25 protein-coding genes and 2 pseudogenes are annotated in these 24,565 nt (G+C 33.6%); 2 read left to right on the top strand and 25 right to left on the bottom strand.

What is annotated here, in order from left to right; genetic code table 11:
• Positions 1-184 (top strand): annotated as a pseudogene (locus E4T68_RS09540) (IS30 family transposase); the annotation flags it as partial.
• A gap of 141 nt (positions 185-325) precedes the next feature.
• Here E4T68_RS09540 and pepT read toward each other — a convergent pair.
• The 20 genes from pepT to E4T68_RS04895 all read right to left on the bottom strand — a co-directional run bounded on the left by pepT (position 326) and on the right by E4T68_RS04895 (position 21,270).
• The gene (gene pepT / locus E4T68_RS04990; RefSeq protein ID WP_135124727.1) at positions 326-1,555 is read right to left on the bottom strand and encodes a peptidase T; all 1,230 of its coding nucleotides are present in this window, start codon (positions 1,553-1,555) and stop codon (positions 326-328) included.
• Between the two features lie 9 nt (positions 1,556-1,564).
• A complete protein-coding gene (locus tag E4T68_RS04985; RefSeq protein ID WP_135124725.1) occupies positions 1,565-2,374 on the bottom strand; it encodes a Nif3-like dinuclear metal center hexameric protein in 810 nt (269 codons plus the stop codon).
• A complete protein-coding gene (locus tag E4T68_RS04980; protein ID WP_135124723.1) occupies positions 2,371-3,063 on the bottom strand; it encodes a class I SAM-dependent methyltransferase in 693 nt (230 codons plus the stop codon). The genes E4T68_RS04985 and E4T68_RS04980 overlap by 4 nt, the downstream gene beginning before the upstream one ends.
• 1,011 nt (positions 3,064-4,074) lie before the next feature.
• Positions 4,075-5,004: a manganese-dependent inorganic pyrophosphatase gene (locus E4T68_RS04975; protein ID WP_135124721.1), complete on the bottom strand. Its 930-nt coding sequence runs from the start codon at positions 5,002-5,004 to the stop codon at positions 4,075-4,077.
• 14 nt (positions 5,005-5,018) lie between these two features.
• The gene (locus E4T68_RS04970) at positions 5,019-5,393 is read right to left on the bottom strand and encodes a VOC family protein (RefSeq protein ID WP_135124719.1); all 375 of its coding nucleotides are present in this window, start codon (positions 5,391-5,393) and stop codon (positions 5,019-5,021) included.
• 37 nt (positions 5,394-5,430) lie between these two features.
• The gene (locus E4T68_RS04965; protein ID WP_135124717.1) at positions 5,431-6,408 is read right to left on the bottom strand and encodes a competence protein CoiA; all 978 of its coding nucleotides are present in this window, start codon (positions 6,406-6,408) and stop codon (positions 5,431-5,433) included.
• A 602-nt stretch (positions 6,409-7,010) separates the two neighbouring features.
• A complete protein-coding gene (locus tag E4T68_RS04960; RefSeq protein WP_135124715.1) occupies positions 7,011-8,366 on the bottom strand; it encodes a cell wall metabolism sensor histidine kinase WalK in 1,356 nt (451 codons plus the stop codon).
• Positions 8,350-9,060: a response regulator transcription factor gene (locus E4T68_RS04955; RefSeq protein WP_209305055.1), complete on the bottom strand. Its 711-nt coding sequence runs from the start codon at positions 9,058-9,060 to the stop codon at positions 8,350-8,352. Before E4T68_RS04955 ends, E4T68_RS04960 begins: the two co-directional genes overlap by 17 nt.
• 309 nt (positions 9,061-9,369) lie before the next feature.
• Positions 9,370-10,194: a ZIP family metal transporter gene (locus E4T68_RS04950; RefSeq protein ID WP_135124711.1), complete on the bottom strand. Its 825-nt coding sequence runs from the start codon at positions 10,192-10,194 to the stop codon at positions 9,370-9,372.
• A 347-nt stretch (positions 10,195-10,541) separates the two neighbouring features.
• Positions 10,542-11,567 (bottom strand): L-threonylcarbamoyladenylate synthase, encoded by a 1,026-nt coding sequence (locus tag E4T68_RS04945; RefSeq protein ID WP_135124709.1) that lies wholly within the window; start codon positions 11,565-11,567, stop codon positions 10,542-10,544.
• The gene (gene prmC / locus E4T68_RS04940; protein ID WP_135124707.1) at positions 11,564-12,412 is read right to left on the bottom strand and encodes a peptide chain release factor N(5)-glutamine methyltransferase; all 849 of its coding nucleotides are present in this window, start codon (positions 12,410-12,412) and stop codon (positions 11,564-11,566) included. Before prmC ends, E4T68_RS04945 begins: the two co-directional genes overlap by 4 nt.
• Positions 12,399-13,478 (bottom strand): peptide chain release factor 1, encoded by a 1,080-nt coding sequence (gene prfA / locus E4T68_RS04935; RefSeq protein WP_135124705.1) that lies wholly within the window; start codon positions 13,476-13,478, stop codon positions 12,399-12,401. Before prfA ends, prmC begins: the two co-directional genes overlap by 14 nt.
• A gap of 132 nt (positions 13,479-13,610) precedes the next feature.
• A complete protein-coding gene (locus E4T68_RS04930) occupies positions 13,611-14,186 on the bottom strand; it encodes a thymidine kinase (protein ID WP_135124703.1) in 576 nt (191 codons plus the stop codon).
• A 93-nt stretch (positions 14,187-14,279) separates the two neighbouring features.
• Positions 14,280-15,215, bottom strand: coding sequence for a carbohydrate kinase family protein (locus E4T68_RS04925; protein WP_135124701.1), 936 nt, complete (start codon positions 15,213-15,215; stop codon positions 14,280-14,282).
• 598 nt (positions 15,216-15,813) lie between these two features.
• Positions 15,814-16,332, bottom strand: a complete 519-nt coding sequence (locus E4T68_RS04920) for a VanZ family protein (protein WP_135124699.1) — start codon at positions 16,330-16,332, stop codon at positions 15,814-15,816.
• Positions 16,333-16,522: 190 nt separating this feature from the next.
• A complete protein-coding gene (locus E4T68_RS04915) occupies positions 16,523-17,086 on the bottom strand; it encodes an energy-coupled thiamine transporter ThiT (RefSeq protein WP_135124697.1) in 564 nt (187 codons plus the stop codon).
• A gap of 15 nt (positions 17,087-17,101) precedes the next feature.
• Positions 17,102-18,787 (bottom strand): ribonuclease J, encoded by a 1,686-nt coding sequence (locus tag E4T68_RS04910; protein ID WP_135124695.1) that lies wholly within the window; start codon positions 18,785-18,787, stop codon positions 17,102-17,104.
• Between the two features lie 93 nt (positions 18,788-18,880).
• Complete coding sequence (locus tag E4T68_RS04905) at positions 18,881-19,390, bottom strand: GNAT family N-acetyltransferase (protein ID WP_167753820.1); 510 nt, start codon at positions 19,388-19,390, stop codon at positions 18,881-18,883.
• Positions 19,391-19,451: 61 nt separating this feature from the next.
• On the bottom strand, positions 19,452-20,630 hold the full coding sequence (locus tag E4T68_RS04900) for a cell wall metabolism sensor histidine kinase WalK (RefSeq protein ID WP_135124691.1): 1,179 nt from the start codon (positions 20,628-20,630) through the stop codon (positions 19,452-19,454).
• Complete coding sequence (locus tag E4T68_RS04895) at positions 20,584-21,270, bottom strand: response regulator transcription factor (RefSeq protein WP_135124689.1); 687 nt, start codon at positions 21,268-21,270, stop codon at positions 20,584-20,586. Before E4T68_RS04895 ends, E4T68_RS04900 begins: the two co-directional genes overlap by 47 nt.
• A 279-nt stretch (positions 21,271-21,549) precedes the next feature.
• On the opposite strand from E4T68_RS04895, the gene E4T68_RS04890 reads away from it, so the two are divergent.
• Entirely contained in the window at positions 21,550-22,002 is a 453-nt protein-coding gene (locus E4T68_RS04890; RefSeq protein ID WP_135124687.1) for a DUF1307 domain-containing protein, read from the top strand.
• Positions 22,003-22,423: 421 nt separating this feature from the next.
• On the opposite strand, the gene E4T68_RS04885 is transcribed toward E4T68_RS04890, so the two are convergent.
• The 5 genes and pseudogenes from E4T68_RS04885 to E4T68_RS09535 form a co-directional block, all read right to left on the bottom strand.
• Positions 22,424-22,981: a DUF6036 family nucleotidyltransferase gene (locus E4T68_RS04885; protein WP_135124685.1), complete on the bottom strand. Its 558-nt coding sequence runs from the start codon at positions 22,979-22,981 to the stop codon at positions 22,424-22,426.
• Positions 22,974-23,258, bottom strand: a complete 285-nt coding sequence (locus tag E4T68_RS04880; RefSeq protein ID WP_135124683.1) for a hypothetical protein — start codon at positions 23,256-23,258, stop codon at positions 22,974-22,976. The genes E4T68_RS04885 and E4T68_RS04880 overlap by 8 nt, the downstream gene beginning before the upstream one ends.
• On the bottom strand, positions 23,237-23,683 hold the full coding sequence (locus E4T68_RS04875) for a hypothetical protein (protein WP_135124681.1): 447 nt from the start codon (positions 23,681-23,683) through the stop codon (positions 23,237-23,239). Before E4T68_RS04875 ends, E4T68_RS04880 begins: the two co-directional genes overlap by 22 nt.
• Before the next feature lie 3 nt (positions 23,684-23,686).
• The gene (locus E4T68_RS04870; RefSeq protein WP_228099244.1) at positions 23,687-24,208 is read right to left on the bottom strand and encodes an IS1595 family transposase; all 522 of its coding nucleotides are present in this window, start codon (positions 24,206-24,208) and stop codon (positions 23,687-23,689) included.
• A gap of 173 nt (positions 24,209-24,381) precedes the next feature.
• A pseudogene (locus tag E4T68_RS09535) lies at positions 24,382-24,565 on the bottom strand (IS30 family transposase); the annotation flags it as partial.

The raw sequence follows: 24,565 nt of genomic DNA, 5'->3' as shown, positions 1-24,565 counted from the left end.
ACGAGGGACTAATGAAAATCACAATGGTTTAATTCGAGAATTTTTACCGAAGGGAAAATCATTTAATTTAGTACCTATTCAAATGATAACAACTATACAAAATGCGTTAAATAATAGACCTAGACGTCTACTAGACTATGATACACCTCATACTATGTTTAATCGTTTGTGTGCAACGACATAAACTATAACAGAATAGGTGTAACCGTAAAGGCTCGCTACGCTAATACCTTGACCGTTACACCTATTCCATTACAAAACAACTATGTCGCACACAGACATAGACTGTGACTTTAGTATTTTTCATGTACTGTTGCACTTGGCTTTACAATTCGAGTAATCTACAAATCTCAATAATAACATCTGTCGCTTTCTCCATAGACTCAACAGCCACAAATTCATACCGTCCATGGAAATTTTCGCCACCTGCAAAAATATTTGGTGTTGGCAATCCCATAAAGGATAATTTAGAACCGTCCGTTCCTCCACGAATAGCATTCATAATCACTGGAATATTTAAATTTTTCATCGCTTGTTCTGCTAAATGTACAGGTGTCATATCTTTAGCAAGAATTTCACCCATGTTATAGTATTCATCTTTAATAGATAACAGTACTCGACTAAAGGCTTGTTCAAAATTCATTTGAGATGTTAATGCCACTAGAATATCTTTTTTCTCCTCAAATAAATCAAAATCATGATCACGAATAATGTACACCAATCTTGCTTCTTCAACGCTACCAGACATTTCTGTTAGATGAATAAAACCTTCTCGTCCACTTGTTTTTTCTGGTACCATATCTTTTGGTAAACGTGTAATAAAATCCGCTGCTAAACTCATCGCATTTATCATCGTATCTTTTGCTGTTCCTGGATGCACATTTTTACCACGGAAAATGACTTCAGCTCTAGCTGCATTAAAACTCTCCCACTCTAATTCTCCAACACGACTACCGTCCATAGTGTAAGCAAATTTCGCACCGAAATCTTCTACATCAAATAAATTCGCTCCTCTGCCAATTTCCTCATCAGGTCCAAAAGCCACTTTAATATCTCCATGCTTAATTTCAGGGTGTTGAATTAAATAATCCATAGCTGTTATAATTTCTGCAATGCCAGCCTTATCATCAGCTCCAAGTAAGGTTGTTCCATCAGTAGTAATCAATGTCTGTCCTTTGTAATCTTTTAAATTAGGAAACTCACTCACTTTTAGTTTAATATTTTCCTTAGCATTTAAAACAATATCTTCTCCATTGTATTGCTCGTGAAACTGAGGATTAATATTTTTTCCATTGAAATCAGCAGTATCCATATGTGCTATGAATCCTATTGTATCAACAACTTTATCTGTATTACTTGGTAACAGTGCCGTCACAAATCCATTGCTTTCGTTGTATTTAACTTGACTTAACCCAATTTCTTCCAATTCTGGCACTAAAATCGTTTTAGCAAACTCCACTTGATTTGGTGTTGAAGGAACCGTTTGGCTATACGCATCTGATTGCGTGTCAAATTTAATATATTTTACAAATCGTTCTACTAATTTTTCTTTCATACCTTTTTCCTACTTTCTAAATATAAATGGATCTGTATTCACTTCTGAGACAATACACTCCACATGTATTCTATTTGTTTTTATCCATTGTTGGTAAAGTTCACATAATTTTTCTTTACAAATCGCCTCGATATAATGCCCAGGATCAACACATGCCAACTGATGATCTAACATCTCTTGAGCATAATGGTACTTAACATCTCCAGTCACATAAACATCAGCTTGTTTTTTCACAGCCGCTGGGTAATATTCTTGGGCTGCTCCACCACAAACGGCAACAGTTTCAATAACTTTCTGTTTATCTCCTGTGTAGCGTATCCCAGCATTCTCAACACGGCTATGCACATACTCCACAAATTGTTCTAAACACATAGGCTGACGTAATTTCCCAATGCGTCCAGTTCCATAAACAATTCCTTCTTTTGTTTCACCAATTTCTTCCATAACATCAATATGCTCTAACTCCAATGCTTCGGCTAACCATTGATTCATTCCATTAGGGGCATTATCTAAATTAGTGTGTGCTGCATAGACAGAAATATCATGCTTAATTAAATCCATATACATCTTTTGATTATAATTCTGTCTTATCAATGTCTTTTGTGCATGAAAAATTAATGGGTGGTGTGCAATAATTAAATCAGCACCTTTATGAATTGCCTCCTCAACTACTTCATTATTTACATCTAAAGTAAACAGAATACGTTTAACAGGCAGGTCAAAATCTCCAATCAACAGTCCTACATTGTCCCATTTTTCCGCTAATTCAAGTGGGGCTATTTCTTCTAAGAATGCAACAACTTCTCTTACAGTAATCATTGAATCATCTCCTCAATACTTTGTTTTTTTCTTAAAAAATAAGCCTTTTTGTCTGTTGTATCTCGACTAGATTTTTCTAAGTGTCCCAAGACATCATCAATCTTCTGCAATTCATTAGTCCACTTCTCAATAAACGTATCTGATTTTTCTAAAGGCAAATATACACCGAACATCACTTCTTTTTCAGTATATGCAACAGAATTTATGCTTGCATGAGCAACAATAATTTCGTATATTTTTTGATTTTCTTTTAAAATATATTCTTGCTCAACACGATACTGATGTGCCATTAACCATTTACGGACATGACTTTCTGCCATATTCGGCTGCAAAATCAATGTGTGAACATTTTGCAATACACCAGCTAATCTTCCACGCTCTAAAATTTGTGTGATTAACTCACCACCCATACCACAAATTGTTACAGTATCAATTTTATCGTCTAAACAAACGACATCTAATCCATCACCCAAGCGAACATCAACATATTGATTTAAACATTGCAAATCAACTGTTGTCTTAGCCGATTCAAAAGGACCTTGAACCACTTCTCCAGCTATTGCAAATTCAATCCGTTTATGCATTGCTAAATAACTCGGTAAGTACGCATGATCAGACCCAATATCAGCCAACCTTGCACCAATCGGCACGCATTGAGCAACCATTTCTAAACGTTTCGATAACTTCATAACATATCCTTTCCACTATTCTGTATGCATTGTATCATACTTGCTCTAAAATATCTCATAAAAACCTCAAACAAAACAAATGATATGCCCAGTTAACTTTAAAATAGATTATGACTCTATTTTGAAACATCTTGATATAAACTATCGTCAAAAATAGCCATTTTTTATTCCCTGTACCCCATAATAGACAACTCACGTATATCAATACCGCTTTCTATTCATATACATATCTACTTAAACATTATTGCATTCTCCCAATTGTGTTAATATATGCCTACCCTATCTTTATCGTACATCATATATACCATTTCTCTCATTAAATTGTGGATTTTTAAACCATTTTAACAAAAGGTAATCATATGTTATGAAGGAACTGGGAAAAAAGTCTTAAAAATAAAAAACAGCTTATAATGACGTCATCAGAAACGTTGATTCTAAGCTGTTTTCAAATTTTAATCGAAAGGCTAAAATTTTAGTTTTTTCCCAGTTCCAAAGACACTTTTAAATTTTCTCTATATCTAAAACAAAAATATTGCTATCATTAATGTTGAAGCTAATAAAATAACTGTATCTTAACAAACTGATGACATAAAAAAACATTTTACCACTCGTTTTTTACATTTTTCCATATATAAATTCTTCTATCTGCTTATCTCTTCATATAGTCATTATTTTCAAAAATACTCAGTACTTCCTGTACATGTTTTAATATTGAATACTAACATCTATTGCTTTCATATGTATGCAGAAAAAAATAATCGTGCTGAGGAACTTTTAGTTCCTCGACACGATTTTGATAACATACTTTTATCTCACTTGTTATACCGTTTTACTATGTTCAATTTGATAAAGTATTACTTATATGAACATCACTTGCCTATATCAATATCTTACTAATTTTTCTTGCATAACTGTTTATGTAAGTATCTTTTCTGACAAATTGGTGTTATTTTCAATAATTAACATAAACTCTTCAATTATTGTATTCACTAACACTGCATATAACCCAATTTATTTAGCTAAAACGGCTGTTAACTGTGGCACAACTTGTTTTTTACGTGATACAACACCTTCTAAAGTTGCTGTATGATTTGTTAATGTGACATTGAATGCTTGTTCAATGGCTTCTTTTGGTTCCCCTGCTACAACTACAACAGATGCACTTGTTAAAATATTTGTAATGACTAAAACAAATAAATCATATCCATTATCCGCATTCTCTTTTAACATAGCATCTTCTAATTCCTGTTGACGTACAAGTAATTCTGCCTCATCAACTGTATTTACTTGTGCGATACGAACGCTTGTTTGCCCCATTGGGAAAGTTTTTGCATCTAAGTTCAATAATTCTTGTACAGATTTATCTCCCAAATTAGTTCCTGCTTTTAATAAAGATAATCCGTAAACTTCTAATTCTACATCAGCAATAACAGCCAATTCTTTAGCAACTTGTACATCTAATGGCGTACACGTTGGAGATTTGAACAATAACGTATCTGAAATAATAGCAGACAACATCAATCCAGCAATCTCTTTTGGAATAGTCACACGTTCCTCACTAAATAATTTATATAAAATAGTTGCCGTACACCCTACAGGTTCAGCTCTATACAATAGAGGATTAGCAGTTTCAAAATTGGCAATTCTATGATGATCAATAACGGCTGTTACTTCAACCTCTTTTAAATCTGAAACACTTTGTTGTAACTCATTGTGGTCAACTAAAGCTACTTGCTTGACTTCATTAGATACTGTACTCACAATACGTGGAGCATCCACTTGAAAATAGTTTAAAGCAAATTTTGTTTCCTCATTAGGCTCTCCTAGAGCAACTGCTTCTGCTTGTTTTCCTGTTCTATTTAATAAATAAGCGTATGCAATAGCTGATGAAATTGTATCTGTATCTGGATTTTGATGACCGAATACTAATAAAGTTGACATATACTTCCTCCTCATTATTCTTGACGAATGGCAAAATAATTGCCTTCACAATCTGAAAAATTGAATACTTTCATAAAACCAACATCCATAATCGGATTCACATGAATACCTTTTTCAACAAATAAATCATAGGTTTGTTGTAAATCAGAACTCACCATTAAAATTGATGGTGTTCCTAAATTTAACTCTGGATTCATTTGTGCCACGATTTTCTTATCATGCAGAACAAATTGTACATCACTTGTTAGTTTCGGTGCAACTATATAATAGATTTGATTTCCTTGCTCTTGTTTTTCAACACGTTCAAATTGAGCTTGTTCTTTCCAAAATTTTGCACACTTTTCAATATCTTCCACATAAAGCATCACTTGCCCTATTGATGTAATCATGTTTACCTCCGTTGTTTATGAGAATAAAGCCATTATATCATATATCCTGTAAACTGCATATAAATTTCCAATGGTTGTTTTTAAAATGAACAAAATTGAGCGTAGATAAAATTTGTAGACACAATGTAATAAGATGTGTCAAATAAACCTCTTTCTCTACTAAAGGCATAAAGGCTAGCACAATCACCTTTTTATCTATCCATTTACATAAATGACTATTTATCAAATAAATATCTCCTTTTTGAAAAGTTTGACACATAAAATAAATGACACTTAATACTTCTGAAAATTTAGATTTCAATCCCGGATACTTTGCATAACACGTTAAAATAGGAATGGGAAAACTAAAGATTGGAATACGCTCAACATAAGCTCGTCTTAAAAATGACTTGGATACTTGAGAAGATACTCTGTGATAATAGTGGATTGTATGCTGTTGTATGTGTATGTTATGAAATAACTTCTGTAACTCTATTACACGGTGTATCACATGAGAATGAGCGTATAACACTCTTTTAGACACAGACAAATAAATCCTGTATGGAGCAGGAGAAGCATACAAAAATAAAGAAGTTTGCTTTTGTGCATGCATTCTCCCTACAATCCAAATGACTTTATACCCTGCACGCTCATAACCTTGTGTTCTCTCAAGCATTTTTTCACATGTTATCGGACTACACTGAAATTCAATGGCTATCTTTTGCGTACATGTTGTATACAACAAATCTGGACGCTGTTTCAACTTGGGTAAATAAGGCTCTAATTCAACACTTCCCTCACACTGACTCAACCAATTATAAAGTAACAGTTTCCCTTGTATATGCTCCTCTGTTTCCCCTTCAGAAAACGTATCTTGATCACACTTTTTATAGTGTACAAAATGTGCCGTTCGATTTCTCCCCTGCCTTAAATACACTTTACAACGACAGCTCGGACAAAAATAACACGTTTCTTTTTCTCTACTTACCTGACTAGCATGACACCACTGATTAGTTGACGTTTTTGCCACAAGCATCTCAATTCCTCCCTTTTACTTTTCGTTAAGAGTGCCTTTGCCTCATTCGTCATGCACTCCATTTATAAAAATACTCTACAAGTATTCTCTTATATAGTTTTCCTATTAAAACCTCTTTACCTACGATACATGCATAATGTGTTACAATTGAAAACATCTAAAAATTAACAAAACACCTATATCCTACCCCTTAAACGTTTTACTGTTACCTATTTACCGTATATGCCATTCTTCTTGCTACATCTGTGTGATAAGTACATCACATATACTGTCTATTATAAATATACGTAGATTACATGACTATTTACACTATTTTTTGCATTATTCAAAACTAGCACGGTACTGCAATAGTTTTGTTATATACTTGTTAGTTAATATATTTGGAGCAGCACTATATATTCAAAATGTGATATACACAAAAAATGGGTCTATATTACTTTAAATCTACATCTCATTAAAATCGTCCAATTATATGTCTTGATTAGCCTACTGATTAAAAAATAAGATTAATGTCCACTTTATCACTAGAATACACGCCTTTAGTCTTATAAAACAAAAATAATCGTGCTGGTAAATAACCAACACGATTTATTATACACCCACTATTTTTTGATAACTAACGTCATTTTTGTGCCAAAACCTAATTGGCTATCAACAATTAGTTCCGCTCCTATTGTATCTACCAAATTTTTGACAATAGATAATCCTAATCCTGTTCCTTGCTCATTGAATTTTTGTGCATTGTCACCACGATAAAATCGTTCAAAAATACGTTCCTTATCCTTTAATGAAATACCTATACCAGTATCTTTAATTGATATTTGCACAGTATCATTCTGTTCACAAACACAAATTCTAATATACCCGTCTTGTTTAGTATATCTCACTGCATTACTCAATATATTGCTAATAATTTGCATTAAATGATGCTTGTCTCCTATAATCCATACTGATTCATCACTAATATCTGTATCAATACAAATGTGTTTATCTTGTGCCTCATCTTGTACTAAGGCAATACTCTCATGAATGATACGTTGAACATGCACAACTTCTTTTGTCATTAACATTGCTTTCTTTTCTAGTTTAGATAACAATAAAATATCTTTCATTAATTGTTCAAGTTTTTCAGTTTCCTGATAAATAATTGCCAAAAATTTCTCTCGTGCATCTTCATCATCTTTAGCACCGTCCATTAATGTTTCCACGAATCCTTTAATAATAGATACAGGTGTTTTCAGTTCATGAGATGCATTTGACACAAAATCACTTTGTGCAATTTGCAAACGTCTGTACTCCGTTAAATCGTATAAAATAACTAACACATCATCTACTTGTTGATATGTATTTAATAATGGAATGACATGCGCATCAACACTCAGTTCTGTTGATTCATATACATAAACCGGAGATTTCTGCGTTTCTTTTGTAGAATACGCTTTTTCAATTAATTGCACCAAACTGGAACTACGTATCATGTCTAATTTAAAATACTCCAAGTATATCATTTCAAAAATATCCCCTAAAAATACTTTCAATGATTGATTAGATAATACCACTTTTTTTTGAGCATTCAGCACCATAATACCTACTGGCAAATGTTCCATCAATGTGTGTAATTGTGTATGTTGTTGAAATATCCGAGTTGTTTTTTCATTCAATGTTCTAGCTAAATAATTAATTTTTTGTTCAAGCAAATCACTCTTACTATCACAATATTTATAGTTTGGTTCATCAATTAACGCATCAACCATGCTCAAGACAGTATGTAAATACTGTTCTCTTTTTTTTATCTCTTTTTGGCTTACCGTATTAGCTAGTGCTATTCCTGTCAAAAGCAAACTGATATACAAAAACATATCAATAGACTTAAACAAAATGAAAAGTACCCACATTATTCCTGTCATGCTCCATACTACTTTGCTTCCATTGATTTGATTTTTAGATAAAAGGTTCATGACGTTCCTCACATTGATATCCTACACCACGAACAGTATGAATATAGACCGGATTTTTAGGATCTTGTTCAATTTTTTCACGTAAATTTGCCACATGCATATCAACCATGCGTGTTTCTCCGACATAATCCGACTGCCAAATCATGTCAATCAAGCGTTCTCTAGTAATGACCTTACCTTGATGGGTCAACATATAGACCAATATATCGAACTCTTTGGGAGTTAACTTCACTTTTTTATCTTTCACACATACTTTTCGCATATCTATATCCACGTCAATTTCTCCTAGATACAGACGCTTTTGTTCGTGTTCATACTTATATTGACTACTGTTTGTCCGCCTTAAAATAGCTTTCATGCGTGCAAGCACTTCTCTTGGACTAAATGGTTTAGTCATGTAATCATCAGCACCTAATTCCAAGCCGATAATTTTATCTACTTCATCATCTTTTGCCGTTAACATAATAATGGGAACTAAACACTTGTCACGTCTAAGACGTTTACACACTTCAATACCATCTAAAATTGGCATCATTAAATCAAGCAAAATAAAATCAAATGCTTGCTCACTTACTTTATCTAAAGCTTCTTGTCCATCAGTTGCTTCATCTACACTATATCCAGCTTTTTCTAAATTAAACCGTAATAATGTTCTTAGATGTTGTTCATCATCTACAATTAAAACCTTTTTCATTATCTCATCCCTTACCTTATTTACCTTATATACTCTCTTGTTTAACTATATCATTATTATAATTATAATGAAAATAGAAATACTTTAGATTAGAAAAAACTCTTTTTTAATCTTTTATTTCTCATTATCCAATAATTAAGACATTCTTACACTTCTCTAAGTGCTGCAATTGCTACCATTAGTTTATCTTTTATGCCTACTTTCAACAAATAATAGCTACTCTTTATTAACATTTACAGCATACAATGTAGTCTAAAAATATACTAAAAAACATAAAATTCACTTTTTATGAATTTTATGCTCTATTCATTATCCTAATGCCACATCTAAAATCATCATACACGTAAAACCTATCATCAAGCCTAATGTAGCACTATCCGAATGATTATGTTGTTGCGATTCAGGAATAAGTTCCTCAACGACTACAAAAATCATCGCTCCAGCGGCAAAAGACAAGGCATACGGAAGCAAAATTTTCATTGATAGTACAGCAACTGCACCTAAAACTGCTGCAAAAGGTTCTACGATTGCCGATAGTGAACCTATCCAAAAAGCCTTTGTGGATTTTGTCCCCTCAGCTCGAATAGGCATAGATAGAGCTGCACCTTCTGGAATATTTTGTAAACCAATTCCAAGTGCTAGTCCAATAGCACCCATAATAGATGCTTCACTTGAAATGCCTAATGCATACGCTCCAAAAGCTACTCCAATTGCTAGACCCTCTGGAATATTATGAATTGTAATAGCCAAAAATAATAAAATATTTTTAGACAATGAAAACTTACCTGTCATTCCTTCGCAAGAGGAAAGCGGTGCATTCAAATGCAAATGTGGAACAACATAATCTAAGGCTCTTAAAAAGATACCTCCGACCATAAATCCTACTGCTGCTGGAACCCAACTCCACATACCATACGCTTCCTTTGCATACTCAATCGCTGGAGCAAGCAAAGACCAAAACGATGCTGCAATCATGACACCAGCTGCAAAACCCATCATAATATCAAGCAATTTTTGATTAACTTCTTTAAAAAAGAACACAACTGCCGAACCGAGCATCGTACACCCTAATGTAAATAATCCTGCAATTAATGCTTGCCAAATAGGTCCCCATTGTTGAAACTGTTCTATCATACAGACTCCTTTTTAACTCTGTTTTCCTAATATCTCTGCTATTATAACACTATTTCCCCATACATTAAAGACTTATTTAACATATTGTATCTACAGTATTCACGTCTAACTCCCAAAGATATTGACTATATTAGAGTAAACATCCCTCATTTAACATCGATTGAGTCTTATATCTTTTTAGGTCCTAGTCAAATACTATTGGTAAAAAAATAAATCTGCTTCTTCCAGTTATACGTAATGGAGGACTTTTTTTATTTCATACCCCCTAAAAAACGTACTGGGAAACCAAAGTTTCCCAGTACGTTTTTTATTGTTTGACTTTAGGTACATTTCCCAACCTTACCAATTTAATCTTTTTGATTAAAATACGTATGATTAGATGCTTTTTCTAAACGGTTCATTAACGCAATACCTATTCCTTTTTTCTCGTAAACTTGTGCTAAAATAACATCGACATCTGACTTATCAAAAAAACGAAGCCCGTCATATAAATATTTTGCAGCACTTTGTGCATCTTCAATAGCACCCAACTGGTATGTTTTGTCTACATCTCGTTCAAAGCACTCTACCAAATTATCGTCAGCTAATATCCCAATTTTATAATGTTCTTGCTTGAATTTACGGATTGCCTTATTCCATAAATCAGGACTTTGTGAATCAATTAAATATATAGGCTGACGAGGAGCATAATGTTTGTATTTCATTCCCGGAGCACGTGGTGGTTCATTTTCTGAAAGTTCAATACTTTGTGATATATTTAAAGGAAAGTCTTTTAAATCAGCTTCTGTAATGGCTCCTGGTCTTAAAATAACAATCCCACTAGGATCTGTTAAATCAATAACAGTAGATTCAATCCCAATTCCTGAATTTTCGCCATACACAACGCCCTCAATTTGTCCAAAAAAATCATCTAAAACATGCGCTGCTCGACTTGGACTAGGTTTTCCAGATTTATTTGCACTTGGCCCTACTAAAGGAAATCCAACTCTTTCAATTAAATCTAACGTTGTCGCATGGTTAGGCATTCTAAGCGCTACTGTTTTTCTACCTGCAGTAACACTCGGTGCAAAAATATCTGCTTTAGCCTCACAAATAATGGTCAATGGTCCTGGCCAAAATTTTTCAAGTAATGCAGGAGTATATTCTGGCACACGATTCACATACGCACTAATATCTCGACTAGATACATGTACAATTAATGGATTATCGCTCGGTCTTCCTTTGACTTCATACACACGTTTAATGGCATGTTCATCATTGGCAACAGCACCCAATCCATAAACTGTTTCTGTAGGAAAGGCAACAATTCTTCCATGTTGCAATAACTCTACGGCTTCCTGTATATAATCTGATGTAATTAACTCTGTCTTCATCTTGCACCTCCTTGAATGATAATTCCCCTATCTAATCCGGCATAGTCTTGGTAAATGGTAATGTCTTTTTTAGGGAACACGCTTTGAAACATTTCTTTGACCTGTTCTGCCTGTTGGTATCCACATTCAAATACAGCATGCCCATTTGGTTTTAAATACATTGCAATCTCTCGAGCAATTTTTTCATAAATGGCTAAGCCTTGGTGCTCTGCAAACAAAGCTAAATGTGGCTCATACTCTAATACATGTTTATCTACTTGACTTACTTCTTGCTTTGAAATGTATGGTGGATTGCTCAGAATACAATCAAACGTTCCTTGAATATGACTAAACACATCACTTTGCACACATGTTACATCTGCTTGCAACATTTTTGCGTTTTCTCTTGCTACAGCTAATGCAGGTAAAGAAATATCAGATAAAACAACAGTATCCTGCACTCTTTGGCATTTCATCGTAATACCTATGGCACCTGTTCCTGTTCCTATATCTAAAATACTGGCCTGTTCGTAATGCTCTAACAGGGAAAGAGCATGTTCTACTAAGAGTTCTGTTTCTGGTCTAGGAATTAATGTATCTGGAGTCACTTTGAATGCCCTAGCGTAAAACCATTCTTTGCCTACTATGTATTGCAAAGGTTTCCCTGAATGTAATTCGATTAAATCATGTTCATATTGTTGGCAATAGGCAATGGATGGCTCTTTATGTGCGTGTAACATGAAATCTGTCAATGTCCAGTCCAAGCGATCACACAACAAACGTTGACATAGATGTGCATGTTGTGGATAGCGTTGTTTAGCTTGATGTACCATTTGTGCATAGGTATTCCGATTAGTTTCCGCCATTATTTAATTGCTCCAATTTTTGTGTCTGATCGTACAGAACAAGAGCATCAACGACTTCGTCTAATTTTCCTGCTAAAATTTGATCTAATTTTTGAATAGTCAATCCAATACGATGATCTGTGACACGATTTTGTGGAAAATTGTATGTACGAATACGTTCTGAACGATCGCCTGTTCCCACAGCTGACTTACGATTGGCATCATATTCAGATTGTGCTTCTTGGGAAATTTGATCATATACTCTGGCACGCAATACTTTCATTGCTTTTTCACGGTTTTTAAGTTGTGAACGTTCATCTTGCATAGCGACTACAATTCCTGTAGGCAAGTGGGTTAAACGTACGGCTGAAGCAGTCTTATTGACATGCTGACCACCTGCTCCACTGGCATGATAAATGTCTACACGAATGTCTTTTTCTTGAATATCTACTTCAACTTCTTCTGCTTCTGGCATGACAACAACTGTTGCTGTAGATGTATGCACACGTCCTTGCGATTCAGTTTCTGGCACACGCTGCACACGGTGTGCTCCACTTTCATATTTCAATTTTGAATACACTTTATCTCCAGTAATCATAAGCGTTATTTCTTTATAGCCACCAATTCCTGTAATATTAGCATCCATAACTTCAACACGCCACCCTTGTGCAACAGCATATTTTTGGTACATGTTAAATAAACTTCCTGCAAATAAAGCAGCTTCATCTCCACCGGCAGCACCACGAATTTCCATAATGATGTTTTTTCCGTCATTAGGATCACTCGGTAACATCATAATTTTAATATCTTCTTCTAATTGTTCTTTCTCTTTTTTCAAACTGGATAATTCTTCTTTAGCCAGTTCTAACATTTCTGCATCTAAACTTTCGCCTAACATCTCTTCAGTATCTTTAATACTTTGCACGACTTGTTGATAGTGTTTGTACGTGGCAACTTTATCACGTAGACTTGCCTCTTCTTTTGTTAATTCCATAAATCGTTTCGTATCGTTAATAACATCAGGATCACTCATTAACTCCGATAATTCTTCATAGCGAATGACTAAACTTTCTAACTGATCAAACATATAAACTCCTTTATTTTTTTATGTGTTGTTACTCATTCAACTCATATATTTTCTATAAATCTAAACTATTATGTTATCTAGCATCTTAACATTATGCTGTACATCATATTGTTTGTGTCTAAACATCATTTCCTAAAATTGACTAGGTGGATTATTATAGTGTCTACGACACACTGGATAATAAGATTCATTGCCTCCAATTTGAATTTGTTCACCGGTATAGACTGGCTTACCGTCAACAATTCTCATATTCATCAACGCTTTGCGATGACAGAACCAACAAATTGTTTTCATTTCTTCAATTTTATCAGCTTGAAGTAATAACTCTTTAGAGCCTTCAAAAAGCTCATTACGAAAATCATTTTTTAATCCAAATGCCATAACAGGAATATGCAATGTATCAACTATTTTAGCCGCTTGTAAAACATGTTCTCTTTTCAAAAATTGTGCCTCATCAATCAGTACACACGCAGGTGTAAAAGATAGATTGTTGACATACTCAAAAAGATCTGTCTGTTCATCAATAATTTCTGCTTGACGACGCAAGCCTACTCGACTAGACACATAGCCGATTTCATCACGATTATCTAAAGCACTCGTCATAATAACGACAGGCTTATTTTGTTCTTCATAATTATGTGCAACTTTCAAAATTTCAATCGTTTTTCCAGAGTTCATTGCACCATATCTAAAAAATAATTGTGCCATTTTCTTCTCCTTCTAAGCCTTTTTATTTTAATAAACAATTTCTATTTTACTGATGACTACTTTTCAACTAGGATTTATTATAACATACCTTCGTCATTTTTCGAGCATATAATTATTATCACATGATACATGTTCTAATGTATGCTTTAACGTATCAATAACTTGTTCACTCAAACAAACACCATGTGTTGCAACAATATGACTTGCAACAATATTGGCAAAAGCAATAGATTTTTCTAACGAATTTCCTTTAGCTAAAGAAGCAATCATTGCGCCAACATGGCTATCTCCTGCACCAATTGTATCAACTACTTGTGCAGGTACACCTTTAACATGGTGTTCTGCTTGTCCGTCAAAATAGACAGCACCATGTTTTCCTTTTGTCATCACAATACTGGTTTGTGTTTGTCGATAAAGGCAACGTAATGCCTTAGAATAATCCTTTTCTTGAGTGAGTTCTATAATTTCTGTATCGTTCAAATGAATAATAGGATGATTATCATAAATTTTCTTTAATAATTGAGGCGAAATATTCTTTCCTCTAGGCCCCGGACAAAATACAATTTGCCCTTTACACTTAGAAAGCACACTAACCAATTTTTCGCCGTCAACATCTTCTACTTCTAATCCACATATATAAATATAATCATATTCGTCCAAAGATAATGCCTCTAACCATTCTGGATTAAAAGTATATTCTGCCCCATGGTATGACATAAACGTGCGTTCACCGTCAGCCTCGACTACACAATAACAACAGCCATTATCAAATGGTTGCCGAATAGTCGTTTGTATTCCTGTTCGTTGGAGTTCTTTTAAAATGAAATCGCCATACATTCCAGTACCTACTGGAGAAATAAACGTGTAATCCACATTCAAGTGATGTAATATAGACACAACATTATACGCACAACCACCCACACTAATTTTTTGTTTATGTAAATGAATATCTTGTTGTGTCTGTGGCAACTTGTCAATATACATCATCACATCACAAACTGTTGACCCAATGACTAAACATTTTCCCATAGTATTCCTCTTTCTGATATGCTTTGTTCATAAAAATATAGGACTATCAAAAAAGTAAAAAGTATGAAATCTATAATTCTAAGGGGTGATTTCATACTTATTCATCTTTAAGACATTTTATCTAGTCCGCCAACCTTAGCCAGCTTATTATACCAATTTTTCATCAGGAAAGCTATGCCTGATTAAGTTCTTTTCAAACAAATTACCCAATACATCAAATCTTTGTACATATTATTGATAATACATGTAATAAACTATGTATCAGTCTAAATTAATAGCCTTATGCTCACTAGGTTTTAGGCAATTTTCTAAAACACCTATGCCCCTTTTGTTCATACCACAACTTATTTATTGAGCATTTCCCTTATAAACTCTCACTTTTGTTACTGCTCTATGAAAAATGTGCATTTTGTCATTGTTCGATACAATTTTCTATAACTTCCGTGAGTTTCTTTTCAATTGTAATCTTTACTTTTTACATCAACATAGAGTTAACTAGAAAATTCTTATAACGAACAGTATGAAAATATTGCCATACTATTTTAGTTTTATTCAAACTTTTTTATAAAATACACAACACATTATGGCATTTACTGTTTTATGATTTACGTTTCTTGAGCGCCCTTTTTGAACATAAAGAACTCATTAAATAGACAAACATACCTGTTACAGATCCCATTGTATCCAATAAAACATCTTCAAGTAATGGGCTACGATTAGGATTTAAACTTTGATGAAACTCATCAAAAGTTGCATAACCTACACAAATTAATAAAACAACCAACAACTTCATGCTTTGACTTTTAATATGTGAGCTTAACCCATAAATCCATGCCATAGCTAAGAAGAAGAAAGAAAAAAAGTGTGCCGCTTTACGAATAAAAAATTCTATAAATGCTTCGTATCCATTATCTGCAATGCTAACTTCTTTCCCACCATATAAAAAAGAAATATGCCTTAGCAAGTCTTCAAAAGGACGATTTGGTAAAAAGCGATTAATATCATGTGTAATGCTTTGTTCCTGATATGGTTTTGATGATGAATAAAATAATAATGCCATAATACATAACGCACATACAATAGCAATCATTTCTTTATGTTGTTTTTTTAGTGTCATATCGTTCCTTTCCTACCAATCATTTAAAGGAGTAGAATAAAAAGTTTTAAAGGCTTACCTACAACAGAAAATCATGTGTGACACATCTGTTTGTCTTTTATCTTTTCATTACCTCTTAAACTTTTTGCCTACTCCTTTAGTATAGTATCAAAATAAATGTATACTATTTTCGTTTTTTCGTCATAAATTTTCAATCATTTAATAATTTAGATCGTTCTTTCCGTGATAAAAACGGACTACGTTTTGTTAAAATCCACTCTGGTTTCTGATAAGCTATCACCATAGGAACCATACTACTCGTCAATCCATAATAGACGACACTAATAACATTTATAGTATGTACGTGAAAGAAAGTTAATCCAAAAATAATCAATGTTATTATTCCGTTTGCAGTTATCACATTTAACCATACACTATTCATGCGTCTATTGTTTAATGTCTTATGAATATTTTTAGCAAATAAGCCATTTATACTTAAACTTATTCCTAAAATAGAATAAGCAGCCACCGTGAGCATATTCCCTTTATCAAAAAGCATAACGATAATGCCTACCCCTATTCCATAAATAGCACCTACTAGGAATGCTGGATAAAATCCATGTCGATAGAACAAAATAATGATAGGAAACGTGCTTAATAAAATGGTGTTTAAATTTAAAAAGACAAATCTGCTATTACTCAAAATAAACGTTAGTACACAAGCCAAAACTAAAGATAGAGTTAAAACTAAAATATATTCTTTTATTTTTTTCATGATTTTTCCTCCTATCTATTGCTCATTAGGCATTTTATAACTTGATGCTTCCATAATAATCGGCAAAACAACCGGTCGACGCTTAGTTTGTTCAAATAAAAATTGACTAAGTTCCTCACGAACTTCTGAACGTAATCTTCCCCAATCAAAATCAAGTTGTGTAAGATGTTGTTCTACTACCTTTTTAACTAGTGCAGAACTTTCTTGCATAATATTTCCACTGTTTCTCATATAAACAAAGCCACGTGAAATAATTTGTGGTTCGGCTAAAATAATTCCTAAGCGACGTGAAATGGTTAGCACTGCCACTAATACACCGTCTTCAGATAAAATTTTTCGATCTCTAAGCACAATGTTTCCAATATCTCCTACACTGCTTCCGTCAATTAAAATATTTCCTGTCGGCACACGTCCTGCTAGTTGCATATTTCCGTTTTGGTAATGTAAAATATCGCCTTTTTCTAATAAGAAAATATTTTTCTCATCAATGCCAACTTCACATGCTAAATGTGCATGTTTCATCATCATTCGAAATTCTCCATTAACTGGAATAACATATTGTGGCTTTAATAAGTTCATTAATAACTTTAAATCATTTGGAGAGGCATGGCTTGATGCACGCACGTTATCAGAAACAGACTTCACACTAGCTCCTGCACGATAAATCCAGTCTTTCGTTCTTGCTACCATTGTTTCTACTGACACAGACGGTGTTGTGGCAATATAGACTAAATCCCCCTCTTTTAAATTGACTTGTGGGTGTCTTTGTCTTGCCATACGTTGTAAAGCATGAATAGGTTCTCCCTTTTGCCCCGTTTCTAAAATGACGATTTCTTCGTCACGGTATTTTTTTAATTCGGGCAATTTGCATAAAATATGTTTATCAGGCAAGACCAATTTTTTCAGTTTCAGTGCAACGCCAATAATTTCAACTAAAGAGCGTCCCGTTAAAAAGACTTTTCGATTTGTTGCATAAGCCGCATCAATAACTTGTTGAACACGTAAAATATTACTTGCAACGCAAGACACTACAATTCGTCCCTTTTCATTTGCAAAAGTATCTAACATATCGTTAGCAATTTGCAGCTCACTATCATTTTCCAAGTGTGTATCAGCATTTGACGAATCACTTAACAAGGCTAAAACACCTGCGTTCCCAATTTCCACTAAGCGACTAAAATCGGTACGATACAATTCACTAGCACTTTGGTCAAAACGGAAATCTCCTGTATAGACAATAGAACCTCGATCAGTTGTCAATACAATACCAACTGAATCAGGTACAGAATGTGTTGTTTTAAAAAATGAAACCATAACATCTTTAAACTCAATTTCCGTACTTTCATCTATAACATAAAAGTCTTTAATTCTACTATTTAACCCTTGTTCTTTTGCAGACAATTTTGCAATTTCAATTGTTAAAGCTGTTCCAAAAACAGGTGCTTTTATTTTTTGTAGTAAGTAAGCTAATGCCTCCACAGCATCAGCATGTCCATGTGTTAAAAAAATCCCTGCAATTTTATTAGCATTCTCTTCTAAATAAGTAAAATCTGGAATAATAGCATCAATTCCTAATAATTCATCTTCTGGGTACACTAACCCACAATCTAAAATAAAAATTGTGTCATTGATTTCTACGACGTACATGTTTTTTCCATTTTCACGTACACCACCAAGTGACATCAGTTTTATATCTTTCATATTTTCCTCCTTTTATTAGTATCTATTCAATTCAAAATCGTTGTTGTCCTATCACTTTTAGCCTTTCTATAATACCTTTGTACGTCTAAAAAATCAATAGTTGACCTTTTTCATTTTCTCATAAAGACAGTTTGAAAACACTGCACCGTGCAACTCACTTTTTTTTATTTGTCCCGTATCTTTAAATCCAAGGCACTCATAAAAACGTCTTGCTTTAGTGTTTCTATCAACTGCCAAGACATAAACACTATTATACTGACAATACAGACTTTCCAATATAGTTATCACTAAACTTTTGCCAATGCCTTGATGTTGGTATTCCGGAAGCACATATAAACTATAAATTTCTCCTTTTTCCTCATCTGTCCATCTTGTACGTCCACCTGTAATACAACCAACTATTTGATGATCAACTTCAGCAACCAGAAAAAGACTTTTCTTTGCTTGTATGCCACGTTTAAACGATTCTTCCCAAGCTGTATCTGGTAATTGGTTTAAATAACTCTGTGCAAAAATTCCTTTGTACGCTACTTTCCATGTTCTAGCATGTACTTGACTCATCTGTTTAGCATCATCTAAATTTGCTAATCGAATATTTACCATACTCATTTTCTCACTTTCTGTCCATTATACCACAATTAACCTTAAAATATACATTTCATTATTAGATATGTTTTTTTAAGCGAATAATAAATACTGTTTTTTGACAATCAGATTCTGCATACACTTGTCCTTGATGTAAATGAACAATACTTTCAACAATTGATAAACCTAGCCCCGTGCCTCCTGTTTGACTAGATCGTGATTGTTCCTCACGGAAAAATCTTGTAAATAGCTTACCTAAGGCTTCTGCATGAATTTTATCTCCGTTATTTTCAACACGTAACTCGATAAAGTTATCCACAACTCGTGCTATTAAATGAATTTCAGTAGCACGGCTATATTTAAACGCATTTGATAATAAATTATCGTAAACTCGTGCCATTTTCTCCGCATCAATCCGCATTGTTAAGTATTCTGGGTGAACATCCACATAAATTTGCATATTTAGATTTAATGCTTCCACTTCATATTCAGCAGCTATTTGTGTTAAAAAATGATTAATGGAAATGGTTTGATAATTGAGGTTTTCTTTATAGTTGTGAACACGAATATATTCAAAAAGGTTATCCGAAAGTTTTTTCATTTGTTGAGATTTAATGTACGCAATATGAATATATTGCGCCAATTCTTCTTCATTTTCATATTGTTTATCTTCCAACAAACCTAAATATCCAATAACCGAAGTCAAGGGGGTTCTAATATCGTGACTAACATTTGCAATCAGTTCATTTTTTGTCTGCTCAACTAAACGTTCTTCTTCCATTGCAGCTAGTGTACTATCTACTAATTTATTGATACTTAAAGCGACACTCCCTAAGCGACCAACTAAATTTTCTGAGATGCGATGTTCATAATGACCATCGGCAATATAGTCCAGTTCTTTTAATAAATGGCGTAACTCAATATGTCGGTACCGTCTGACTAAACGCCATCTAATAAACCAAAGCGAAATAATAAGCATCATAAACGTAAACACAGAGCGTCCCCATACGACCATATCTTGAGTAATACCTAGGCGTTCTTTTAATTGCCACGTACGAGCAAAATCTGTTGGTGAAGGATTTAATAATTTCCCAATTAAAAAGACACATCCAAAATAAATCATTATCATGGCTAGAGCAGTAATAAAGGCTTCTATGACTAGACGGTTAAACTCGTGTGCATCTAATTGTCTAATCATTCTCCATTGTGCTTTATACTTTTGAAATCTTGTAGCCAACACCCCACACAGTTTCAACAATTTTTTCACCACCTGTTGCTTTTTCTAATTTATCTCTTAAATGACTTACATGCACCATGACTGTTTTAGCTGAAACCACACTATCTTGTTGCCATACTTGCTCAAAAATATCGTCTACACTAAATACTTTATTCGGATTACTGGCAAGTAAATAAAGAATACCAAACTCTAAGGCAGTTAATGCCACACTCTCATTACTAGATGTGAGTACTTTATGCTCAGCTTTTTTTATCGTTAATGTCCCAATTTCCAAGTCTTCGTGATCATGTTGAATGGTACGGTAACGTTTCAACAACGCATTGACACGTGCCATAATTTCTAAAGGATGAAATGGTTTGACAACATAATCATCAGCACCAAGTCTTAGCCCTTTAATTTTATCCATGTTATCGCCTTTAGCACTAAGGAGTAAGATTGGAATATCAATATTTTGTTCTCTTGCTTCTTTTACAACACTTAGCCCATCTTTTTTAGGCATCATAATATCTAAAATCATCAATTTTATTTCAGGATATTCTACCAGTTTTTTCAAAGCCATAGTACCGTCATAGGCTTTAATGACTTGATGTCCCTCTTTACGCAAATAAATACTTAATAAATCAACGATTTCCCGTTCATCATCTACTACTAATATACGCATAATTTCTCTCCATTTGCTTTTTATTTATCATATCATAGTTTCTCTCAAAACCATATAAAATTAACATTTTTTTAATTTCTCTACATTAAAAGTATTTATATCTCGTATTTACCAATTATAATATATTTTCACAAAATTTATCCTTTTTTACAATGTTATCGGTTTTAAAAGTTGAATATATCGGTAATAGACATGCTCATTTTTTAGCTATTTTGACGTTTTCACTTGAATTTGTTTCAACAATATAATATACTCATTATAATACAAGGAGGGATTTTTATGAAACACATAAAAAAAATATGTATCGCATTTATTGTCGCAATTTTCTTGGTCGCTTGTCAATCTCCAGAAAAAAAAGTGACCTATAAACATTCTGTCAAAGGCGGAGAACTGCTCATCACTTTCACAGCTAAAGATGGTTTGGTCACTAAACAAGAAATATTTGCAGAGCTTAAACTAAGTGATCTTGGTATCACACAAAAACAAGCTGAACAATCTATACGACCTATTTCTAAACAGTATCAAAGTGTTAAAGGAATTACTGAAACATTAGACATTACAGACACTTTAATCAAAGAACATGTTATTTTGGATTATACCATACTAGATTTTAAAGCTGCCAAAAATTTACCAGGATTTATTATGGATGATGATATAACAGATGCTTCACAGCTCACTTTAGAATCTGTTACCGAAAAGTTAGAAAAAGCTGGAGCTGTTAAACAGCCTTAAAACACATTAACTATAAAAAATATTTCTATACTATTTGGTGTGGGGGACTTTCGAAAGGAAGATACCCACACCATTTGACATAGAATTTAAAGAATAATACACACCATTCCTTAATACAAAAATGAGGAGTGTACAATAAATCGTGTTGGTAACCAAAAAAGTTCACCAACACAATTATTTTTATATCACTAAAAAATCAAATCACCATAATGTGAGGGACATTCAAACTGATATGCATTTTATTATATTAGTAAAAGCCACATGATACCTGACACTAAAAAAACATACCCTTACACCTGTATTCTATTTTGTTTTTGGGAACTATATATCAGTTTACACTAACCACAATATGTAGTGTTTCGACAACATCAAGAAAAACGACTTCCAAATTAGGAAATCGTCTTTTCTGCTGTCCTGACTATCAATAATATCTTCTCAGTTTATCCTGATTTTCTTTAAAAAATTCTTCTAGCCAGTCTATCCCATAGGCATGACTGAAGCCTTCTAGGAGCATGGAGAAATCAATGCTATCAAATCCCATTTTCTTCAAACCATCAAAGGTATTAAATGGTGAATGGAAGTGTTTATATTTGATGATTGCTCCAATATCTTTCAAATCCTGCTCTCTTGTGCTAACCATCTTCATACCCAATATGTATTCAATTGGAGCAACTAAAACAGTTAAGTTTTCGAATGAATATAGGGTCTCACACAAATGTAATGGTGGCTGTTTGTTCATGTTTGCCACATTATTATTGAGCCATAGTTCTTCGTCAGTGTTCAAATTAAAGCGTTGCCCTACACGAGCAATAATTTCGTTGATTTTCTGACTTTCTTCATAAAAAGCATCTACATCTTGTGTAGCTCGCAAACCATGATACTCTAAAACATAGCCACCAACACAAATAATGGTTAAATGAAGATTGGCTTGGGACAACTCTTGGTTCAAGACTTCAAAAACAGGTTTCATTTTATCCATGTCTGTATTTCTCCATCATTTTTTGTACATTGGCTAATTTGGCTGGTTTATTTAACGAAACCACATATTCATGAGTTGGTGTATGTTCTTGAATAGCATATTTCAAACTAACCTTTTGGAAATCTGTTAGTTCTTTAGAAGCTAATAATTTTTCGACATCTTCGTCCGTCAAATAAGAATGGTCTTCAAAAATAACTTTTCGCAGATAGCGAAACCAGTGACTAGCATTAAACCGTGATTGCTCTGATGCCTTTATCATGTAGTCATACCAATCCATCTTGCACCTTCCTTATCTTCTTTAGGATTATAATTTAGAGCCTGTTGCAATTTTAAATCAAAACTGGAAAGCTCTAGCTTTTCTTCCTCAAATGGAATCTCAGGTAGTTTAAACTGAAACTTTTTGTAAAAGAAAGTATCAAATTCATCTTTATTGTCTGAAATATCTACTAAAGTATCTAACTCAGAAAGTCGAGCTTGTATGCTAATTTTTGTGACTTCTCCAAGTTTTTGATAAATCGCATAATAGGATAGGTCTTGGAAAAATTTTCGGTGTGATTTAACTACTTCCTGAGTGTAAGGGCAGTCATAGTAACTAAGATATTTGGTGTAAAAATTATCAGAAAGAGAAATTTGATAATCTACTAGCTTATTATCAATTGTTTTAGAAACTGTTCGCTCCATTTCTGCATGTAGTTTATCCATGGACTAACTCCTTGTATGTAGTACGAACTTCTGAAGATGCCAATAGAAGATTGAAACGGTCGTTGTCAGCCTTGTTCGGGTATTATAACGAAAGACAAACTCATCTACATAATCTTGTAGATGTTTTTTAGACCAAGAGGGGTAGATTCCTAGCACACCACGTTTGAGACCTGCCCAGAACCCTTCAATCGTATTTGTATAGACATCATCAATAACATATTCACGAGCACCATGATTCACAAAAGCATGGTCGTACATTTTCGCAACTTTATTATACCCCAACCATTCGTCAGTGTAAAGTTGAGCAGTGTCTTTCACAAATTTTACGATTTGTCCTGTTAGAGTTTTTGTGCCTGTATCGGTTACTTTATGAGCGTTCAATTTCCCTTCTCGTGCAATCATACCAACAACAAGAGTTTTATCTTTCAGAGAACGCCCCTGTGCATTTTTAACCTTTTTAGAGTTATGGCGATTCTTATTTTTACCACTGATATAAGTTTCATCTACTTCTACAGTCCCGTCCAATTCATTATTATTTTCTGAACCTCGAATTGTAAAGCCAAGTGCAACAGTACATGAAAAATCCTAAAGTCACAGTCTATGTCTGTGTGCGACATAGTTGTTTTGTAATGGAATAGGTGTAACGGTCAAGGTATTAGCGTAGCGAACCTTTACGGTTACACCTATTCTGTTATAGTTTATGTCGTTGCACACAAACGATTAAACATAGTATGAGGTGTATCATAGTCTAGTATACGTCTAGGTCTATTATTTAACGCATTTTGTATAGTTGTTATCATTTGAATAGGTACTAAATTAAATGATTTTCCCTTTGGTAAAAATTCTCGAATTAAACCATTGTGATTTTCATTAGTCCCTCGT

This window comes from Granulicatella sp. WM01, from assembly GCF_004570605.1.
Taxonomy (GTDB): domain Bacteria; phylum Bacillota; class Bacilli; order Lactobacillales; family Aerococcaceae; genus WM01.
The sequence above is the reverse complement of the archived record's forward strand: the minus strand, read 5'-3'. Positions and strand labels throughout refer to the sequence as shown.